Source organism: Amycolatopsis sp. WGS_07 (genome assembly GCF_045278895.1).
In the GTDB taxonomy this organism is placed as follows: Bacteria; Actinomycetota; Actinomycetes; order Mycobacteriales; family Pseudonocardiaceae; genus Amycolatopsis.
Map to the genome: position 1 here is coordinate 6,984,901 of NZ_CP136053.1, position 16,102 is coordinate 7,001,002.

General features: G+C 69.9%; 22 protein-coding genes. 10 read left to right on the forward strand and 12 right to left on the reverse strand.

What is annotated here, in order from left to right:
* Positions 1 to 116: 116 nt before the first annotated feature.
* The 6 genes from RPX00_RS32770 to RPX00_RS32795 form a co-directional block, all read right to left on the reverse strand.
* Positions 117 to 608: a hypothetical protein gene (locus tag RPX00_RS32770; RefSeq protein ID WP_406631196.1), complete on the reverse strand. Its 492-nt coding sequence runs from the start codon at positions 606 to 608 to the stop codon at positions 117 to 119.
* A gap of 458 nt (positions 609 to 1,066) precedes the next feature.
* Positions 1,067 to 1,660 (reverse strand): 3,4-dihydroxy-2-butanone-4-phosphate synthase, encoded by a 594-nt coding sequence (locus RPX00_RS32775; RefSeq protein ID WP_406631198.1) that lies wholly within the window; start codon positions 1,658 to 1,660, stop codon positions 1,067 to 1,069.
* Positions 1,661 to 1,674: 14 nt separating this feature from the next.
* The gene (locus RPX00_RS32780; RefSeq protein WP_406631200.1) at positions 1,675 to 2,244 is read right to left on the reverse strand and encodes an NADPH-dependent FMN reductase; all 570 of its coding nucleotides are present in this window, start codon (positions 2,242 to 2,244) and stop codon (positions 1,675 to 1,677) included.
* A 16-nt stretch (positions 2,245 to 2,260) separates the two neighbouring features.
* Positions 2,261 to 3,049: a creatininase family protein gene (locus RPX00_RS32785; RefSeq protein WP_406631202.1), complete on the reverse strand. Its 789-nt coding sequence runs from the start codon at positions 3,047 to 3,049 to the stop codon at positions 2,261 to 2,263.
* Positions 3,050 to 3,071: 22 nt separating this feature from the next.
* Positions 3,072 to 3,479 (reverse strand): RidA family protein, encoded by a 408-nt coding sequence (locus tag RPX00_RS32790; protein WP_406631204.1) that lies wholly within the window; start codon positions 3,477 to 3,479, stop codon positions 3,072 to 3,074.
* Positions 3,476 to 4,843 carry a purine-cytosine permease family protein gene (locus RPX00_RS32795; RefSeq protein WP_406631206.1) on the reverse strand — a complete coding sequence of 456 codons (1,368 nt, stop codon included), beginning with the start codon at positions 4,841 to 4,843 and terminating at the stop codon, positions 3,476 to 3,478. Before RPX00_RS32795 ends, RPX00_RS32790 begins: the two co-directional genes overlap by 4 nt.
* A gap of 213 nt (positions 4,844 to 5,056) precedes the next feature.
* Between RPX00_RS32795 and RPX00_RS32800 the strand changes: the two genes are divergently transcribed.
* Complete coding sequence (locus RPX00_RS32800) at positions 5,057 to 6,220, forward strand: LLM class flavin-dependent oxidoreductase (protein ID WP_406631208.1); 1,164 nt, start codon at positions 5,057 to 5,059, stop codon at positions 6,218 to 6,220.
* A 39-nt stretch (positions 6,221 to 6,259) separates the two neighbouring features.
* Here the strand turns inward: RPX00_RS32800 and RPX00_RS32805 are convergent, their stop codons facing one another.
* The gene (locus RPX00_RS32805) at positions 6,260 to 6,844 is read right to left on the reverse strand and encodes a helix-turn-helix domain-containing protein (protein WP_406631210.1); all 585 of its coding nucleotides are present in this window, start codon (positions 6,842 to 6,844) and stop codon (positions 6,260 to 6,262) included.
* 462 nt (positions 6,845 to 7,306) lie between these two features.
* Here RPX00_RS32805 and RPX00_RS32810 point away from each other — a divergent pair, with 462 nt between their 5' ends.
* From RPX00_RS32810 to RPX00_RS32825, 4 genes are read left to right on the forward strand one after another with little or no spacing between them, the layout of a single operon-like run.
* Positions 7,307 to 8,026 carry a GntR family transcriptional regulator gene (locus RPX00_RS32810; RefSeq protein WP_406631212.1) on the forward strand — a complete coding sequence of 240 codons (720 nt, stop codon included), beginning with the start codon at positions 7,307 to 7,309 and terminating at the stop codon, positions 8,024 to 8,026.
* 5 nt (positions 8,027 to 8,031) lie between these two features.
* Complete coding sequence (locus RPX00_RS32815) at positions 8,032 to 8,967, forward strand: carbohydrate kinase family protein (RefSeq protein WP_406643169.1); 936 nt, start codon at positions 8,032 to 8,034, stop codon at positions 8,965 to 8,967.
* A gap of 5 nt (positions 8,968 to 8,972) precedes the next feature.
* Positions 8,973 to 9,995, forward strand: coding sequence for an ADP-ribosylglycohydrolase family protein (locus RPX00_RS32820; RefSeq protein ID WP_406631214.1), 1,023 nt, complete (start codon positions 8,973 to 8,975; stop codon positions 9,993 to 9,995).
* 35 nt (positions 9,996 to 10,030) lie between these two features.
* Positions 10,031 to 11,404 carry an MFS transporter gene (locus RPX00_RS32825; RefSeq protein ID WP_406631216.1) on the forward strand — a complete coding sequence of 458 codons (1,374 nt, stop codon included), beginning with the start codon at positions 10,031 to 10,033 and terminating at the stop codon, positions 11,402 to 11,404.
* Positions 11,405 to 11,459: 55 nt separating this feature from the next.
* Here the strand turns inward: RPX00_RS32825 and RPX00_RS32830 are convergent, their stop codons facing one another.
* Positions 11,460 to 11,669, reverse strand: coding sequence for a CsbD family protein (locus tag RPX00_RS32830; protein ID WP_037812879.1), 210 nt, complete (start codon positions 11,667 to 11,669; stop codon positions 11,460 to 11,462).
* A 184-nt stretch (positions 11,670 to 11,853) separates the two neighbouring features.
* Here RPX00_RS32830 and RPX00_RS32835 point away from each other — a divergent pair, with 184 nt between their 5' ends.
* Genes RPX00_RS32835 through RPX00_RS32855 form a run of 5 tightly spaced genes read left to right on the forward strand, consistent with a single transcriptional unit; the run spans position 11,854 to position 13,922 of the window.
* Entirely contained in the window at positions 11,854 to 12,315 is a 462-nt protein-coding gene (locus tag RPX00_RS32835) for an Asp23/Gls24 family envelope stress response protein (RefSeq protein WP_406631218.1), read from the forward strand.
* Positions 12,312 to 12,629, forward strand: coding sequence for a hypothetical protein (locus RPX00_RS32840; RefSeq protein ID WP_406631220.1), 318 nt, complete (start codon positions 12,312 to 12,314; stop codon positions 12,627 to 12,629). Before RPX00_RS32835 ends, RPX00_RS32840 begins: the two co-directional genes overlap by 4 nt.
* On the forward strand, positions 12,626 to 12,802 hold the full coding sequence (locus RPX00_RS32845) for a hypothetical protein (RefSeq protein ID WP_406631222.1): 177 nt from the start codon (positions 12,626 to 12,628) through the stop codon (positions 12,800 to 12,802). The genes RPX00_RS32840 and RPX00_RS32845 overlap by 4 nt, the downstream gene beginning before the upstream one ends.
* 17 nt (positions 12,803 to 12,819) lie before the next feature.
* A complete protein-coding gene (locus RPX00_RS32850) occupies positions 12,820 to 13,347 on the forward strand; it encodes a DUF6286 domain-containing protein (protein WP_406631224.1) in 528 nt (175 codons plus the stop codon).
* Positions 13,344 to 13,922: an alkaline shock response membrane anchor protein AmaP gene (locus RPX00_RS32855; protein ID WP_406631226.1), complete on the forward strand. Its 579-nt coding sequence runs from the start codon at positions 13,344 to 13,346 to the stop codon at positions 13,920 to 13,922. Before RPX00_RS32850 ends, RPX00_RS32855 begins: the two co-directional genes overlap by 4 nt.
* Before the next feature lie 8 nt (positions 13,923 to 13,930).
* On the opposite strand, the gene RPX00_RS32860 is transcribed toward RPX00_RS32855, so the two are convergent.
* Genes RPX00_RS32860 through RPX00_RS32875 form a run of 4 tightly spaced genes read right to left on the reverse strand, consistent with a single transcriptional unit; the run spans position 13,931 to position 16,094 of the window.
* Positions 13,931 to 14,425 carry a nitroreductase family deazaflavin-dependent oxidoreductase gene (locus RPX00_RS32860; protein WP_406631228.1) on the reverse strand — a complete coding sequence of 165 codons (495 nt, stop codon included), beginning with the start codon at positions 14,423 to 14,425 and terminating at the stop codon, positions 13,931 to 13,933.
* Positions 14,426 to 14,446: 21 nt separating this feature from the next.
* Positions 14,447 to 14,941, reverse strand: a complete 495-nt coding sequence (locus tag RPX00_RS32865) for a pyridoxamine 5'-phosphate oxidase family protein (RefSeq protein WP_406631231.1) — start codon at positions 14,939 to 14,941, stop codon at positions 14,447 to 14,449.
* A 12-nt stretch (positions 14,942 to 14,953) separates the two neighbouring features.
* The gene (locus RPX00_RS32870) at positions 14,954 to 15,604 is read right to left on the reverse strand and encodes a TetR/AcrR family transcriptional regulator (RefSeq protein ID WP_406631233.1); all 651 of its coding nucleotides are present in this window, start codon (positions 15,602 to 15,604) and stop codon (positions 14,954 to 14,956) included.
* A gap of 52 nt (positions 15,605 to 15,656) precedes the next feature.
* On the reverse strand, positions 15,657 to 16,094 hold the full coding sequence (locus RPX00_RS32875; protein ID WP_406631235.1) for a MarR family winged helix-turn-helix transcriptional regulator: 438 nt from the start codon (positions 16,092 to 16,094) through the stop codon (positions 15,657 to 15,659).
* Positions 16,095 to 16,102 lie beyond the last annotated feature (8 nt).

Below are 16,102 nucleotides of genomic sequence, written 5' to 3' on the forward strand. Positions count from 1 at the left end.
AGGCATCTTTCCCGCCTTGACAAGCACCCTCAGACCGTCATCACAATCAGGCTTCGGGGTGCCCCCACTCCGCCCCCCACAGGCGAACCGGGCCGCGAGCCCACCGGCGCAGCGGGTCAGAGGCCCCCGACCTTCACCGGGAACTTCTGGATCGTCGCGATCGTCGTGTCCGGGTCGTCCGGCAGCACCAGGTCGACCGGGTTCTGCAGCTGATAGAGGTCGCCGCGCGGCGGGAACTGGGTCAGTTTGCCCACCAGCAGCGCCGGGTCCTTCGTGGTCAGCACCAGGGGTTCGTAGGCCTTCCGCGACTGGACGCCCGCGCGGCGCAGCAGGTCGCCGGGCTGGTCGATCGTCATGGTGAAGCTCAGCACCATGATCTGCTCGTAGCGCGGCGGGAACCGCTGGGTCAGCTTGAGCAGGCTCTTGGCGTCGACGTCGATGTCGTTCTGTTCGATCGTGATCGTGCCGCCGCCCTGGTTCGCGCTGTCGCCGCCGGGCAGTTCGCCCGACACGCGGTGGCCGACGACGCGCAGGCGCACCGAGTTGACCGGGTCGTCCGGGTTGACGTCGACCCGGACCTTGATCCCGCCCCGGAAATCGACGCTCACCAGGGACGTCCGGATCTGCAGCGGGGTGTTGATCGCCAGGCAGCTGCACGGGATCTCCGCCCCGATCGGCGGCAGGCCGCTCTGCTGCGGCAGCGCCTGGGCCTGCTGACCGCCCAGCAGCCCGCCGGCCGCGACCCCGCCGACCCCCAGCGCGGCCGCGGCGGCGGCCCCTTCAGGAACTTCCGCCGGTCCTGGCCGGAGCCGGGTTCCCCGGGATTTTCGTCGTTCGGAGCAGGCATCCTCTACCTCCGCAGGTGCGTTTCGAAGACTCTTGCTCGCTTGAATTTAAGATAGTGCCCGGCCGGGCGGCCAGGGGCGGCAGCAAGATCGACCCGGTCGTGTCCGGTCCCGATGACGCACGGCGACCGGGCCGGCCGGACAGGCGGCGCCGGTCATCAGATCGGCGGTCGCCCACCGGATCAGCGCGACGGTCCGCAAAGGACTCCAGTGCGGGCTGTCTAGCGATTCCCTGCCACGTCGAGAAGATCGAGCACCGCCAAGCCGTGTTCGGCGGCGAAGGACGCGGATTCGTCCAGAGTGGCCATCCGGCGCGGATCTTCCGGGCTGACCAGCCCGGCGAAGACCGCGGCGGCGGACTGTCCGGCGCGCAGGCACAGTTCGACTGCTGCCTCGGGGATCGCGAGTCTGCCGGCGATGCCCAGCGGGTGCGTCGCGTAGGGCAGCACGTGTCCTGGCCGGTGCAGGTCTTCCGGGCGCGTGCCGGGATCGGCGAGGCGGCGGATCGTTTCCGCCCGGTCCGCGGCGGAGATCCCCGTGGTGACACCGGTCGCGGCGTCGACCGCGACGCACCAGCCGCCGTCGTCGCGGAAGGTTGGCCGCATGGGCGGCAGTTCGAGGGCGTCGCACCGGTCGCCGGGCAGTGCGACGCCCACCAGTCCGGAGGAATGCCGGACGACGAAGGCCAGCCCGGCCGTGGAAACCGCCGCTGCGGGCAGGATCAAGGCGGCGTCAGGAGCGGAGAGCACTACCGGCTGGCCGGTCGCGAGCGCGGAGAGCGCGGCGTCGACCGGGTGTGCGGCTAGTGAGGTCATCGTCCGGCGCGAATTCACGCGACGGTCCGGATTTCCGCGGTCGCGAACCTCGCCACCTGTTCGGCGACGGTCGCGAGTTGTGCGGCGAGTTTCCGGTCGGCGACGCGGCCGTCGTCGGTGAAGGGCTGGGCGGTTGAGTCGACTACGACGCCGAGAGGGGTTGGCCAGCCGCGCAATGCGTGCACGGTCGAGCGGAGGGAGGTCAGGGTCGTCACCCCGGCCTGCGGTCCGTAGGCGCTGACGAGGCAGCCGACGGCACGGCCGTGGAGGTAAGGCCGCTCGTCGCCGGCGAGATCCTGGAGGTAGTCCAGGGCGTTCTTGAGCAGGCCGGACAAACCGCCGTGGTAGCCGGGCGTCGAGATCAGCACGCCGTCGGCGCGGCGGACAGCGTCGAGGAACGCGGTCGCGGACGGGGAACGCTGCGCGAGATCCGGTTCGTACATGGCGAAGCCGAGGTCTCGTGCGGTGAACAGTTCGGTGCGCGCGCCGTGCGACCGGACGTTGTCGAGCACGGCGCGCAGTGCCCGTTCGGAAGAGGAATCGGGGCGGACAGTGCCGCCGATGCCGACAATCAAGGGGTGCATGGTGGACCGGCTTCCTTTAGCGCGTGCGGGCGGAATCGGGGAAGTCGAAGCGGGCGACCTCCGCGAGCTGGTCGCCCAGGGTGCCGACGAGCGACTTGAAGCCGTCCGCGCCTGCCTCGGCGCTGGCCAGCGTGGGGTCGCCGAGGTAGCCCTCGGCGCCGAAATCGTTGGCCAGCCAGCCGAAACTGACGCTGCCGCCGAAGCGGGCGTGTACGTTGTCGGCCATCTGCGCGGGAATTCGCCGTTCCGCAGCGCCGAGGTCGACCAGGTCGGGGCGCAGGTGCAGCATCAGGGACGTTTCCGCGGCCCCGCCGTGGATGCCGAGGCCGTTTTCGCTGGCTGCCCAGGCCGGGTCGTGCTCTTCGGCGAGGAAGACGTTGATGCCGAACGTAAGGAGCCCGTAGGCAAGGCGCAGATCGCGCAGCGCGGTCTGGATTTCGGACACGTTCCCGCCGTGTCCGTTCACGAGCGCGAGACGGCGGATGCCGGCGGCGGCCACCGAACGTCCGATGTCGTCGAGTACGGCGGCGAAAGTCGCGGTGGACAAGGACAGTGTTCCCGCCGCCCAGGTGTGTTCCACCGACCGGCCGTAGGTGATCGTCGGCAGCAGCCACAGGTCCAGGTCTTCGCCGCGCGCCGCCACCGCCTCCCTCGACACCGCTTCCGCTACCACCGCGTCGGTGGCCAGCGGAAGGTGCGGGCCGTGCTGTTCGATCGCGCCGACCGGCAGCACCGCGACCGACGACGGCCCGCAGGCCGCGCTGACTTGGGAGGCGCGCAGATCGGCGAAAAACCGGGAAGCCATCAGGGAATTCTCCTTCGAGGGTTCAGGAGCCGAGGTAGGCGACGGCGCGGATTTCCACCCGCATCTCGGGGGTGGCCAACGCGGGGTAGATCAGCAGCGACGCGTACGAACGATCGGTCAGCAGCTTCGGCGCGTGCTCGGCCAGCCAGTGGTCGCGCACGCCCATGTACTCCGCGCGGTCGGCGGGATCGGCGAGGAACTGGTCGAACTGCACGATGTCCTCGAACTCCGCGCCCGCGTCGGCGAGCAGCCGGTGCACGCGGTTCAGCGTGACGAGGGTCTGCGCGGCGACGCCGTCGGCGGGCTGTCCGTGCTCGTCGGTCACGCCGTCGATTCCGCTGAGGAAAACGAAACCGCCCGCCGCGGCTCCTCGTCCCCACGGCTGGACCGTGGTCCCGTACTTCAACGGGCCAAGCGCTTGTTTCGTCACTGAGCGGCCTTCCGGTAGCGTCGGATGAGGTAGTAGGCGAGGGCGGCCACCGCGCCGCCGACCCACGGCGTGATGTCGCCGAACTGCGGGAAATGGGCCGCGAACGGGCCGGTGTAAAGGCTTTGGTCCATGAACGGCACCGAGACGGCGACCGCGATCACGAAGGCGGCCAGTCCGGGGCGGATCCGCCGGGCGCGGTCGAAATACCGGCGCGGGTCGATCTCGTCGCGGCCGAAGACCACGGCGTCCACGACGACGATGCCCAGCCACGGGCCGATCCAGTAGCCCATCAGGAACAGGAAGTTCTGGAAGGTGCCGAACACCGACCCCGCGTCGTGCCCGGCCACGAACCCCACTGCGGTGCCCAGCACGCCGATGATGACGGCGGAGATCCAGCGGCGCACCGAGACGCCGACCATCAGCAGGCCCAGCGAAGCGGTGTAGATGTCGAGCACGCTGCCGGAGATCGAGGCCGCCAGCAGTGCCACCAGGATCACCGCAGCCAGCCCGGACGGAATCAGCTTCGCCACCAGGTCGGTCGGGCTGTCGACGGAGATCACGGTGCCGATCGCCGCCCCGACCACCGCCATCCACAGCCCGGCCAGCGCGGCCCCGGAGAACGCCGAGAGCAGCACCCGCCGCCGCGAGGTGCCGCGCGGCAGGTAGCGCGTGTAGTCAGAACCGCCGATCGACCAGCCGAACGTCCTCGTCGAAGCGAGCGCGACGGTGGTCAGCATCCCGCCGGCGACCCCGCCCGCCCCGCGGTGCAGGACGTCGCCGGGCGCGGCGAGATCGCCTTTCGCCAGGCCGTACCAGGTGAGGATCAGGAACAGCACGGACGCGACGACGGCGAGGAAGCGTTCCGCCTGGTGCACCAGATCGTGCCCGACGATCGCGATGACGATCTGCACCGCGGCCACCGCGACGAGCGAGACGAGGAACGGCAGGCCGAACAGTTCGCGGACGATGTAGGCGCCGAGGACGGTGTTCACCGCGAAGTAGCCGAGGCCAGTCAGGCACAGCAGCAGCACCGGCAGGAAATTGCCGTAGTAGCCGAACGGAATGCGCGACTGGATCATCTGCGGCACGCCCGCGCGGGGTCCCATCGAGGCGGCGAAGCCCAGCAGGACGCTGCCGATCAGGATGCCGATGGCGAGGGAAACGATGGCCTCGCCGAAGCTCAGCCCGAGGAACGCGGTGGGAATGGCCCCGACGGCGAGCGCCGAGTACTGCAGATTTCCCGCGAACCACAGGGAAAAGGCCGAACGCGGCGAGCCGTGCCGTTGGTCGTCGGGGATCCTTTCGATGCCGTGGTGCTCGACGGAAACGGCGGGAGCGCGGACTGTGCGGGCGTCTTTGACCATCTGTCCTCCAGCGGATGAACCCCCTGCGGCGAATGCACCGGCCGTCATGTTGATATAGGTAACATCGCCGCCACAGCCTGCGCTGCGCCGTCGGCAGATGTCAAGAGTCTGTTTGCGTCTTGACACTCCGCAGGTCAGCCCGCACAGTGTTGGTATTACTTACATTTTGCGTCTGACTGCGGCCCGGCCTCGCCCGGGTGGGATGGAGGCCCTGTGCGGCACGGAGTGTTCTTCTTCGGCTCGGTCGAGATGCCGGACGTGCTGGCCGGGAACCCGGTGCCGGCCGCGCGCCGCCGGGCCACGCGGCAGCAGGTGTGGCACGCGCACGAGCGGCTGGTCGGGATGGGCGTGCTCGCCGAGGAACTGGGGTACGACAGCTATTGGCTCGCGGAGCACCATTTCCAGCACGAGGGCTACGAGGTCGTGCCGAACGCGATGATGCTCGAAGCACATCTGGCCGCGAAGACGCAGCGGATCCAGCTGGGGTCGATGTTCAGCATCGTGCCGCAGTGGAATCCGCTGCGGCTGGCCGAGGACTTCGCCAGCCTGCTGAACCTGTCCGGCGGACGGGCAGTGCTCGGCGTCGGCCGGGGCACGGTGTCTCGGGAGCTGCGCAGCCTGACCGCGCATCAGGCCGACATCGGCGTGCTGTCGTCCAACGAGGAGCGCAAGGTCATCGACGCGCACAACCGCGAGGTGTTCGCCGAGTACATGGACATCGTGCGGACAGCGCTGAGTCAGGAAACGTTCTCGTACAACGGAAAGTTCTTCGAGCTTCCGCCGCCGGACTCCCGCGACCCCGACCACGAGGCCGACACGCTGACGCTGGTGCCCGGCCCGCTGCACCCGGTGGAGATCTGGCAGGCGGTCACCAGCCCGCCGACCCTGGACTATGCGGCCGAAGTCGGGCACGGATGCGTGTGGTGGAACCAGTATCACGGGTACATCCGCGAGCAGTGGGAGCGCTACGCCGAGCTGTACGAGCGGCGGCACGGACGGTTGGCCCCGGGGCAGAACCGGATCCTGGTCCTGCCGATTCACATCGCCGACACGCACGAAGAGGCGTGGCGCACCGGCCGGATCGGGCACGACGAGTTCTGGAACCTGCTCGCCCCGTTCGGCTGGAGCAGCGGCTACCGCGGCGACGACGGCAACCGCGCGCCGGCCGGGCTGGTGCCGACCCTGGAGCAGTCGACGAAGCAGAAGTGCTGGGCGGTCGGCACTCCGGAGGAGGTGGCCGAGATCGTGCAGCACCACAAGGACACGCTCGGCCTCGAACATCTCGTGGTGTTCCCGCATTTCCCCGGGCACACCTACGACATGGCCGCCGAGCAGATGCGGCGGTTCACCGAACAGGTCGTGCCGCTGCTGCGGTGATTCCTGCGGCCGCGCGGCTTCCCGGCCGCGCGGCCGCGGTCATTCCCCGGTGTTGATCAGCAGCACCCGGACCGGTTCGTCGCCGAGCCTGCGCCAGCGATGCGGCCGCGACCCGGGATAGGTCGCGACGTCGGCCTCGCCCAGCTCCTCGCGGCGGCCGTCCTCGAAGTCCAGCTCGATCCGCCCGGCGACGACGTAGAGCATCTCCTGCCCGACGTGCTCGAAATACTCGCCGAACTCCGCCGGGCCGCCGGTGTATTCGATGGGCTGCACCGGAAAACCCGCCCGGGACAACGCCCGTGCCGTCGATCCGGTCGGGACCTCGGCTCCGGGCATGACCATTCCTTCGTGCGCCCGCAGCACGCCCACGCCCTGTTCCGCCGGACCGGCGAGAAGGGCCGAGACGGTGGTGTCCAGCGCGACCGCGATCCGCTGCAGCGTGCTGACGCTCGCGGCGGCCAGCCCGCGCTCGAACTGGCTCAGAAAAGCATGCGACAGCCGGGAAACCTGGCCGACCTGCTTCAGCGTCAGGCCGCGGCCCCGCCGCAGTTCGCGCACCCGCGCCCCGAGTATCCGCGCCGGATCCGGGGCGGATCCGGAATCGGGGGAGGGAGGGGTGCGCATTGGCCCGACTATACCGGAGCGGGGGTGTTCCGAAATGGACTCTCGGGGGTGGGGTGGCGGCTGAATGAGTTTGTTGCGTGGGGCACCCCGAAGCCCGATTGTGCTGACGGGCGGCGGGGGTTTGTCAAGGCGGGAAAGATGCCTTGACAAACCCCCGCCGCCCGCAGGGAGGCTTCGTATCGGGGTGCGGGGGAGGGGCTGGGTGCCTCGCTGAGTTGGGTGCATCGGCGGCGGGTGGTCGTGAGGGGAACCTTCACGGAATCAGAGTCCGTGAAGGTTCCCCTCACGGACAAACCCAGCGTCGCTCTCGTCGGTCTGCCAACGGCCCTTCGGCTGGGTAGGCGAGCCTCAGCGGCACCCAGGGCACCGCCCGAGTTCTCGGCATGGGAATCAGAGTCCTCGGGGTCCTCCAGGGGAAGGCAGCAGTGGCGGCTAGTTGACGCACTTAGTACACTAAGTTGTATGAGCACCCGACCGAGCCGTGCGCCGCTCTATCGCACGATCCAAAGCGAGATCCAGCGCGACATCCTGAGCGGCAAGCTGAAGCCGGGGGACTGGCTGCCGTCGGAGAGTCAGTTGCGGGCGCAGTACGGGGTGTCCCAGACGTCGGTGCGGCGGGCCTTTCAGGAGCTGCAGCGGCTCGGTCTCGTGGAGCGGTTCCACGGGCGGGGCAGCATCGTCGCGTCGAACGAGATCCGGGCGATGAGCCCGATGCTCGGCCTGGGGCGCGAGCTTCGCCAGCGCGGGTTCGCGATTCGGCCGGAGTTGCTCAGCAACGCCGAGGAAGCCGCTGACAAAGACGTAGCCGAGGCGCTTGACCTCGAAGCCGGCGACACGGTGAGCCACATCGAGCGGCGCTACTGGATCGAGGACGATCCGTTCGTCTTCCTCGACCACTATCTCGTTCCGCAGCCGGGGATCGATTTCGCCGAGTTCACCGGGGATTCGCTCTACGCCTTCCTCTCCGGCCGCGACGCGCAGCCCACGCACGCCCGCGAGCGGGTCAGCGCGGTGAATCTTTCCGCGGCGGAGGCGGAGCGGCTCCAGGTCGAGCCCGGCGCGGCGGCGATGCTGCGCGAGCGCACGTCGTTCGGCGTCGATCAGCGGCCGGTGGAGTTCACCCGCTACATCCTGCGCGGCGATCGCTACCACCTCGACATCGACCTCCGGAGCGAGCGTTGAACGCCGTGCCGCGGCTGGTCGTCGTCGGGGACGCGAGCATCGACTACTTCGTCCAGGTGCCGCACATCGCGGGCAACGACAATAAGGCCATCGGCTCCCTGACCGGCGTGTACGGCGGCGGGATGAGCGCGAACCTCGCGGCGGCGGCCGCACAGCACGGGATCGCGGTGGACCTGATCACGAAGACCGGGGCCGGTCCGGACACGGATGCCGCGCTGGCCGAGCTTCGCCGGCTCGGGGTGTCGATCGAGCATTCCCTCCGGGACCTCGCGCATCCGACCTGGATGTGCTTCGTCCAGCTCGACGCGAGTGGCGAGAAGGCGCTGACCGGCGCGGACACCGGGATCAAGGTTCCGGCGATCGAGGAGATCGACGCGTCGGTCATGACGGGCGCGGACCTCGTCGCGCCGCTGGCGGACGATCTGGAGTGGGCCTCGGCGGTGGCGGAACTCGCCCGGGAACGCGGTGCGCGCGTTGCCGTTGACCTGGAGCCGGACGCGTTCGAGCCGGATCAGCCGGAGTTCGCGCGGCTGCTCGGGCTCAGCGACATTGTCTTCCTCAACGCCGCGTCGGCGACGAAGCTCGCGGCCGAGCCACGCGACGCTGCCTGTCGGCTGATCCAGCTCGGCGCGGAACTCGTTGTCATCAGCGAAGGCGCGCATGGCGCGTCCACTTTGGACCGGGACGGTGTCGTGCACCGGGCGCGCTTGCGCGGCGAGGTGACGGCCGTCGACACGACTGGTGCCGGCGACGCGCTGGCGGGGGCGTTCCTTGGCGCACTGCTGGCCGGGGCCGAGGTGCGCGAAAGCCTTCGCCGAGCGGTCGCTCAGGCGACCCGGTGCGTCACCGCCGTCGGCGGCCGCACCTATCTGTCCGGCTCGCAGCGCGGCGAGTGGCCGGACGAGTTGATCACCATCACGACTGAGAGGTACCCGAGTTGAATTCTGTGCTGCGTTCCAAAATCCACGGCAGTCTCGCCGCGGCCTGCCTGGCCGACGCGCTCGGCGCGCCGACCGAGGAGCTGAGCCGGGGCCAGATCCGGGCGGCGTTCGGCGGCTACGTCACCGAGTTCCACGCCCCGCTGCCCGGCGCCCCGTACGCGAAAGGCCGCGCCGCCGCGCAGATCACCGACGACTCCAGCCAGATGATCATGCTCGCCCGCCTGCTCGCCCGGACCGGTGCCGCGCTGAGCCCGGACGACATGGCGAAGCTGCTGATCGAATGGTCCAAGAACGAGAACTACTTCCCGCATTTCGCCGGGCCGACCACTCGCGAGGCCATCGCGCGGCTGGAGCGCGGCGAGGACCCGCGCGAGGTCGGCCGCACTGGGACGATCATGACCCAGGGGGCCAGCAACGGCGCGGCGATGCGGGTCGGGCCGGTCGGGCTGTTCCACCACGGCGACCCGGAAGCGGCGGTCCGGACCGCGTTCACCACCTGCGTGCCCAGCCACAACACGCCGCCCGGGGTCGCCGGTGCCGCAGCCATCGCCGCCGCAGTCGCCCGGGCTTGCACGCCGGGGGCGGAGATCGTCGACATCGTCCGCGCGGCGACCGACGGAGCGCGGGCCGGCGCCGAACTCGGCCGGACCGAGGGTCGCGACGTGCCGGGCGCGTCGGTCGAACGGCGGATCGAGCGCGCGGTCGCGCTGGCGATCACGGCTCGCGACGACGAGCACGCGATCGACCTGATCGAGGGGGAGATCGGGGTCGGCCTGCCCGCCGCGGAGGCGGTGCCCGCCGCGCTGGGGTTCTTCGTCGCCGCGGGCGGCGACCCGGTGCGGGTCGCGCGGCTGGCGGCCAACGCGGGCGGGGACAGCGACACGATCGGCTGCATGGCGGCCGCGATCGCCGGCGCTTACCGGGGGATCGAAGCGATCGACGCGGCCGCGGTCGCCGAGGTCGAGCGCGCGAACGACCTCGACCTCGCCGGCCTCGCCGGCGAACTGCTGGCCGCGACCCAGCGCTGACCCTCCCCACCCCCGATCCGAAGGGACGCTCGACGATGAGCGAACGAAGCGACGAATTCGCCACGGTGACTTGGAAGGAACGGCTTTCCTTCGGCGGCGGTGATCTGGCCACGAACATCGCCTGGGGTGCGCTGGCGACCTACGTGGTTTTCTTCTATACCAACGTGATCGGGGCGGCGGCCTCGGCGGTCGGCACGATCGTGCTCATCGCGCGGCTGTTCGACGGAGTGGTCGACGTCGGGATGGGCGCGATCGTCGACCGGACCTCGACCCGCTGGGGCAAAGCGCGTCCCTGGGTGCTGTGGGCCGCCGCCCCGTTCGCCATCGCGTTGATCCTGGTGTTCACCGTGCCGGGCATGGAACCGACGCCGACGCTGGTGTACATCGCGATCACCTACGCGCTGATGAACATCGCGCTGAGCGCCGCGGTGATCCCGTACGGAACGCTGAACACCCGGATGACGCGGGACTTCACCGAACGCTCCCGGCTCAACGTCACCCGGATGTTCGGCGCGACCCTCGGCTCGCTGGTCGTCACCGTGCTCACGCTGCCGCTGGTGAGCGCGCTCGGCGACGACCAGCGCGCGTGGATCATCACGTTCTGTCTCTTTGGCGCGCTCGCGGCCGTTTTGTTCTTCGTGACCTTCCGCAATACGCGGGAACGCCTCGTCGACACCGCGGCGCCGAAGGATCAGCCGGGTATCGGCGAATCGCTGAAGCTCGCGGTGCGCAACCGTTATTGGCTGCTGCTGTTCGCGATCTTCATCGTGTTCAGCGTCGCGGAATCGCTTTACACCGGAGCGACCGCGTACTTCGCGCAGTACTTCCTCGGCAATGCCGGGTTCGCCGCGCTGATGTCATTCATGCTCTACATCCCAGCCCTGCTCGGCATGCTTTTCATGCAGCCGGTCTACAACCGTTTCGGCAAAATCGCCCCGATGATCGTCGGTGCGGCGATCTTCGTGGCGGGATCGCTGATCATCGCCATCGACCCGACGGACATAAGCCTGGCGGTCACCGGTTCGATCCTGCGCGGCATCGGCCGGATCCCGATTTTCGGCGCGATCTGGGGCATGCTGCCCGACACCATCGAGTACGGCGAATGGAAGAACGGCCGCAGGCTGGAAGGCGTGCTCTACAGCGCGGGCAGCATGGGGCAGAAGCTCGGCTACGGCCTCGGCGCGGCGGTGCTCGGCTGGGTCATGGGCGCGGCGGGCTACAACGGCTTGAACCACACCCAGCCGGATTCGGCGCTGTCGGCGATCAACGCGTTGTTCGTGTACGTCCCGATGGCCTTGTTCGTGCTGTTGATCGTGCTATTCTGGGCCTACCGGCTGGAGCGGATCTACCCGAAGGTGGAGAAGGAACTGGCCGAACGCCGGGCCGCCGCTGCTGCCTCCCGGTCCTGACGCAAGCGCGGGGTCCCGCCGTGGCGGCGGGACCCCGCGTGCGCGCGAGAAGCAATCAGTCTTTCTTCAGTGCGTTCTTGACTTTGCCCGCGGCGTCGCCAAGAGCGTCTTTCACGTTTTCCGCGGCTTCCTTGATCCCGGCTTTCGCCTGATCCGCTTTGCCTTCGTTTTCCAGTTTTTCGTCGCCGGTCAGGGAACCGGCGGCCTCCTTGGCCTTGCCGCCGAAGTCGTCTGCCTTGGCGCCGATCTTGTCGCCCATCGACATGGCTTCTCCTCCTTCATCGCGAACAACGAACTCCAGAATGCGTCACCGGGGAAGACAGCGCGGATTCCGAATCGTCACTCACTCGATCCTGTGATCGTCGTCACTCGTTCGGGGAGTGAGTTTCGCGCGGTTCCGGAGTCGAACCGGTGAACGGAAACAACCGGAGACGACCGGAGGAGAACCGATGGCTTCGACGAACGACACCGCGGCCAAGTCCCAGGACGTGGAGAAGGCCGGCACCGGACAGCTGACCAGTTCGCAGGGGACGACCACGGTCGCCGACGTGGTGGTGCAGAAGATCGCCGGACTGGCGACGCGGGAGATCCCCGGGGTGCACGACCTCGGCGGCGGCGCGGCGCGGGCGTTTTCGGCGCTGCGGGAGCGGATCCCCGGTGCCACGGCGTCGGCCGGACAGGGCGTTTCGGTCGAGGTGGGGGAGAAGCAGGCCGCGGTGGACCTGCAGATCGTGGTCGAGTACGGCGTCGCGATCGCGGAGGTCGCCCGTTCGATCCGGCGCAACGTGATCAGCGCGGTCGAAGGCATGACCGGGCTCGAGGTGGTCGAGGCCAACATCAACGTGGGCGACCTGCACCTGCCGTCCGACGACGAGGAGGACGCGTCCGGCGACAGCGGCCGCGTGCAGTGAACCCGGTCGAGGAAGCGGGCCGGATCGCCGCCGCGGTACGGGAAGCGACCGGGGTGGCGGACGTGCACGGCGGCCGGTTCGGGGGCGTCGCGACGCTCGGCGCGGGCCGCCGGGTGGCCGGGGTGCGGGTGACCGAAAAGGACATCACCGTCGGCGTGACGGTCCGGATGCCGTTCTCGTCCGGCGAGGTGGCGGCCGCGGTGCGCGCGGCCGCCGCGTCGCCCGGCCGTCCGGTGCATGTGCTCATCGCGGACGTCGAAGGGCCGGTTCCGTCGGGGCGGGATTCGGAAGACGGGAAGGAGACGGGGTCGTGAATGCGACTGGTTTGGGTCTGATCGCTGGTCTCGCGCTAGGCATTGCCGCGGTGGTCGGCGGGTTCGGCGCGTTTCTGCTTGTGCTTGTCCTTGGCGTGGCCGGGCTGCTGGTCGGCCGCGTGCTGGACGGGAAGCTCGACCTGTCCCGGCTCGGGGGCCGTGGACGGGACTAACGGCGAAGGAGGACAGGATGAAACGCCGAACGCGCCGGTCGGTTCCGGCGAGCTTGACTGCTGGTGTGCTGCTGGCGGCGGGCGTCCTGACCGCGGTCGCCGCGATCCAGCGGATCACCGGCCATCAGCCGTGGCTGGACTACCGCGCGGTCGCCGCGGCCGCGCACGACGCGCGCTGGAGTGATCTCGTTCCGGCGCTGATCTCGGCCGCGGTCGCGTTCGCCGGGCTGGTGCTGCTGGCGGCCGCGGTCCTGCCCGGCAAGCGCCGGATCCTGCCGCTGGCGGGAGACCCGGATTCCGGTGCCGACGCGACGAGCTGCCGGGCCGCGTTGCGCGCGGCGGCGGCCGGCGTGGACGGGGTCGGGCGAGTCCGGCTTTCGGCCGGTCAGCGCAAAGTCAAGGTGCGGGTGCAGACCGCGCGCACCCGGACCGACGGGCTGGCTGACGCGGTCCGCGCCGCGGTCGAGTCCCGTTTGGACCGCATCGCGCCGGTCCGGCGGCCCGCCGTGTCGGTGCGGGTCCGTGCGACGAGGGAGGCGTCATGACCGGTGTCAACCGTCCGGCCGCGCTCAACCGGTTCCTGCTCGGGGCGATTGGCCTCGTCCTGCTCGCGGCGGGCGGATTCGGCCTGGCCGCGCACTTTCGCGTGCTGCCGTTCGTGGACCCGGCGGTGCCGCTCGTCCCGGGCACGGCCGAGCCGCCCGGCTGGGCGCTCTACGCGATCGCCGCGGCGGCGGTAGTGGCGGGGCTGCTCGCACTCCGCTGGCTGATCGCCCAGCTCGCGCGCCGGCCGCGCACGGGGATCTGGCGCTTCGAGACGGATCCCGCACAGGGGCGTACTGAACTGCACGCCGACACCGCAGTCGCCCCCTTCGTCGAAGAGCTGCGCGCGCATCCCGGCGTGGAGCAGGCCCGTGCGTCGCTGGCCGGGTCGCGGGAGAATCCGTTCCTGGCGCTGGTCGTGACGTGCGCACCGGACGCGGACCTCAGCGAGATCCGCGGCCGCATCACCGCCGAAAGCCTTCCGCGGCTCAAGGAAACGTTGGGGCTGGACGACATTCCGGTCGCGATCGAGTTCCGGTTCGCCCGGCGTGCCGCTTCTCGCGTCGAGGTCCGTTAGGCAGCGGCTCAGCGCGGAGTCAGCACCACCACCGGGATCTCGCGGTCCGTCCAGTCCTGGTACTTGGCGAAATCCGCGTACAGCGCGACCATCCTCGGCCAGAGTTCGCGGCGTTCGTCCGCCGCCGCGACTCGAGCGGTGACCGGGAGGTCCCGGCGGCCCTTGAGGTGGACGCGGGCTTCCGGGTGCGCGAGCAGGTTGAAGTACCACTGCGGGTGCTTCGGCAGGCCGCCCTGGGAGGCCACCAGGATCAGGTCGTCGCCGGAGCGCAGGTACAGCAGCGGGGTGGTGAACAGGCGGCCGGACTTGCGGCCGCGGTGTTCCAGCAGCAGCGTCGGCACGGGGTGGCGGAAACCGGCCCCGACGCGCCATTTGGCGCCGACCCGGCCGTTGGTGGCGGTGAAGACCTTGACCTGGATTTTGGCCATGTACTTCATGAGCGCCGCCGTCACCGGCGAGTCCAGGCCCTTCGGTGCTTGGGCGGGAAGGGAAAAGCGTCCCATCTGTGGCCTCCTGGCGGTGCGTCAGCGGGGAGCGGTCGATCCGGCCAGCGGCATCGGGTCGAGGCCGAGTTTGCGGTGGTCCCACGAGCGGACGCGGTCGACGTCGACGCGGACCGCGACGCGTTTGCGGAGCATGAATTCCACCATCGGTTTCACCTCGTCGGTGTACTCGCCGTGGTAGCGCTCCCAAATGCCGACGCCGACCGCCCAGAGCGCTTCGGGGTCGTCGACGACCTCGGCCCGCCCTTCCAGCGAGACGCCGCGCAGGACGTCGTAGGTCAGGCCGTCCTCGATCAGGACCGTGACGCGCGGATCGCGGCGCAGGTTGACTGCCTTCTGCGCCTTGGCTTTCGTTTCGAACCAGAGTACGCCGTCGAGGACCGCGTACCACATCGCGACCGCGTGCGGATGCCCGCTGGCGCCGAGCGACACGAGCGTCGCGGTGCGCTGGGACGCGAGGTAGGCCGAGACCTCCTCGGGGGTCATCTCGATCTGCGCGCGCTGGTTGGCTCCCATCGATCCCTCACTTCATGCGTCGGGCCCCGGCGGGCCAGCGAGTACGGATGTCACGACGTCGACGAGGTCTTCGACGATCTCCCCGGTGGTCCAGTCCGCCGCGTCCGGGCCGTGCAGGCGGCGGGCGCGGCCGACGTCGCCGAGGACGTTCAGGGTCACGGTCATCGCTTGGGACAGCCGGAAATCGAGCGTCCGGCGGGGGACGCCCGGGCTCAGCCGGTCCAGCAGTTCGACGAACACGGCGTTGCGCTCGAAGAACGACTCGGCGACCGCGCCCAGCCCGTCGCCGCCGGTCGCCAGCAGCCTGCCGACCAGCCGGATCCAGCATTCGCCGCCGGATTCGAGCACCGCCACCACCGGCTGTACGAACGCGCGGGCCAATTCCCTTGCGGTGACGCCGTTTTCGGGGAACTCCCGCAGCACCGCGTTCCGCTCGCCGGTCACCTGGTCGAGGCGGCTGCGCAGGACTGCGTCGACCAATCCCTCTTTCGAACCGAAGTGGTAGTGGACCGCCGCCACGTTCGTCTGCGCCGCTTGCATCACGGTGCGCAGGGACACCGCGCCGACGCCGTGCTCGGCGAAAAGCCGTTCCGCCGCGGCGATGAGCCGCTGCTCGGTCGCCGTTCCCCGGCTGCCGGGGATCCGCGCGGCTTCGGTGCCCATGGCGCGGACTCTATCAGCCGATTCAATCAGTTGATAGAGCCCGCGTGGGCGGTCAGAGCCGGTCGTACAGCGAGGCGAGCCGGGTGAGGACCGTGCCCGCGGCGTCGATCGCGTGCTCGTCGAGGTCCTCGGTCAGCTCTTGCAGCCCGGCGGCGAGGATCTGCTCCCGTTCCTCATGGCGGCGGCGGCCCGCGTCGGTCAAGGCGACGATCGAGGTGCGGCGGTCGCCGGAAGCGGCGCGTTCGCGCGTGACGTACCCCGCGTTGGCCAGTCCGTTGACCAGCTGGGTGACCGCGGCCCCGGTCGTCTCGACGTGCCCGGCCAGCTGGTTGACTGTCATCGGCCCGTGTTCGGCCAGGCTTTTGAGGGCGCGGGCGTGTGCGAGCGAAAGGGCTTCGGCGTCGCGGGTCGCGCGGCCGCGGAGCCGGGAATCCGCCGCGCTGAGCCGGTAGGCGGCTCGCGCCAGCCGGGTGATCGCGTCGTCGCCCATCGGTTCGT

Excerpts from the sequence above, each read along its gene's own strand:
- RPX00_RS32775 (WP_406631198.1), bottom strand. The coding sequence starts at position 1,660 with ATGACCTCACTAGCCGCACACCCGGTCGACGCCGCGCTCTCCGCGCTC.
- RPX00_RS32780 (WP_406631200.1), bottom strand. The coding sequence starts at position 2,244 with ATGCACCCCTTGATTGTCGGCATCGGCGGCACTGTCCGCCCCGATTCC.
- RPX00_RS32785 (WP_406631202.1), bottom strand. The coding sequence starts at position 3,049 with ATGGCTTCCCGGTTTTTCGCCGATCTGCGCGCCTCCCAAGTCAGCGCG.
- RPX00_RS32795 (WP_406631206.1), bottom strand. The coding sequence starts at position 4,843 with ATGGTCAAAGACGCCCGCACAGTCCGCGCTCCCGCCGTTTCCGTCGAG.
- RPX00_RS32805 (WP_406631210.1), bottom strand. The coding sequence starts at position 6,844 with ATGCGCACCCCTCCCTCCCCCGATTCCGGATCCGCCCCGGATCCGGCG.
- RPX00_RS32810 (WP_406631212.1), top strand. The coding sequence starts at position 7,307 with ATGAGCACCCGACCGAGCCGTGCGCCGCTCTATCGCACGATCCAAAGC.
- RPX00_RS32825 (WP_406631216.1), top strand. The coding sequence starts at position 10,031 with ATGAGCGAACGAAGCGACGAATTCGCCACGGTGACTTGGAAGGAACGG.
- RPX00_RS32830 (WP_037812879.1), bottom strand. The coding sequence starts at position 11,669 with ATGTCGATGGGCGACAAGATCGGCGCCAAGGCAGACGACTTCGGCGGC.
- RPX00_RS32835 (WP_406631218.1), top strand. The coding sequence starts at position 11,854 with ATGGCTTCGACGAACGACACCGCGGCCAAGTCCCAGGACGTGGAGAAG.
- RPX00_RS32850 (WP_406631224.1), top strand. The coding sequence starts at position 12,820 with ATGAAACGCCGAACGCGCCGGTCGGTTCCGGCGAGCTTGACTGCTGGT.
- RPX00_RS32855 (WP_406631226.1), top strand. The coding sequence starts at position 13,344 with ATGACCGGTGTCAACCGTCCGGCCGCGCTCAACCGGTTCCTGCTCGGG.
- RPX00_RS32860 (WP_406631228.1), bottom strand. The coding sequence starts at position 14,425 with ATGGGACGCTTTTCCCTTCCCGCCCAAGCACCGAAGGGCCTGGACTCG.
- RPX00_RS32865 (WP_406631231.1), bottom strand. The coding sequence starts at position 14,941 with ATGGGAGCCAACCAGCGCGCGCAGATCGAGATGACCCCCGAGGAGGTC.
- RPX00_RS32870 (WP_406631233.1), bottom strand. The coding sequence starts at position 15,604 with ATGGGCACCGAAGCCGCGCGGATCCCCGGCAGCCGGGGAACGGCGACC.
- RPX00_RS32875 (WP_406631235.1), bottom strand. The coding sequence starts at position 16,094 with ATGGGCGACGACGCGATCACCCGGCTGGCGCGAGCCGCCTACCGGCTC.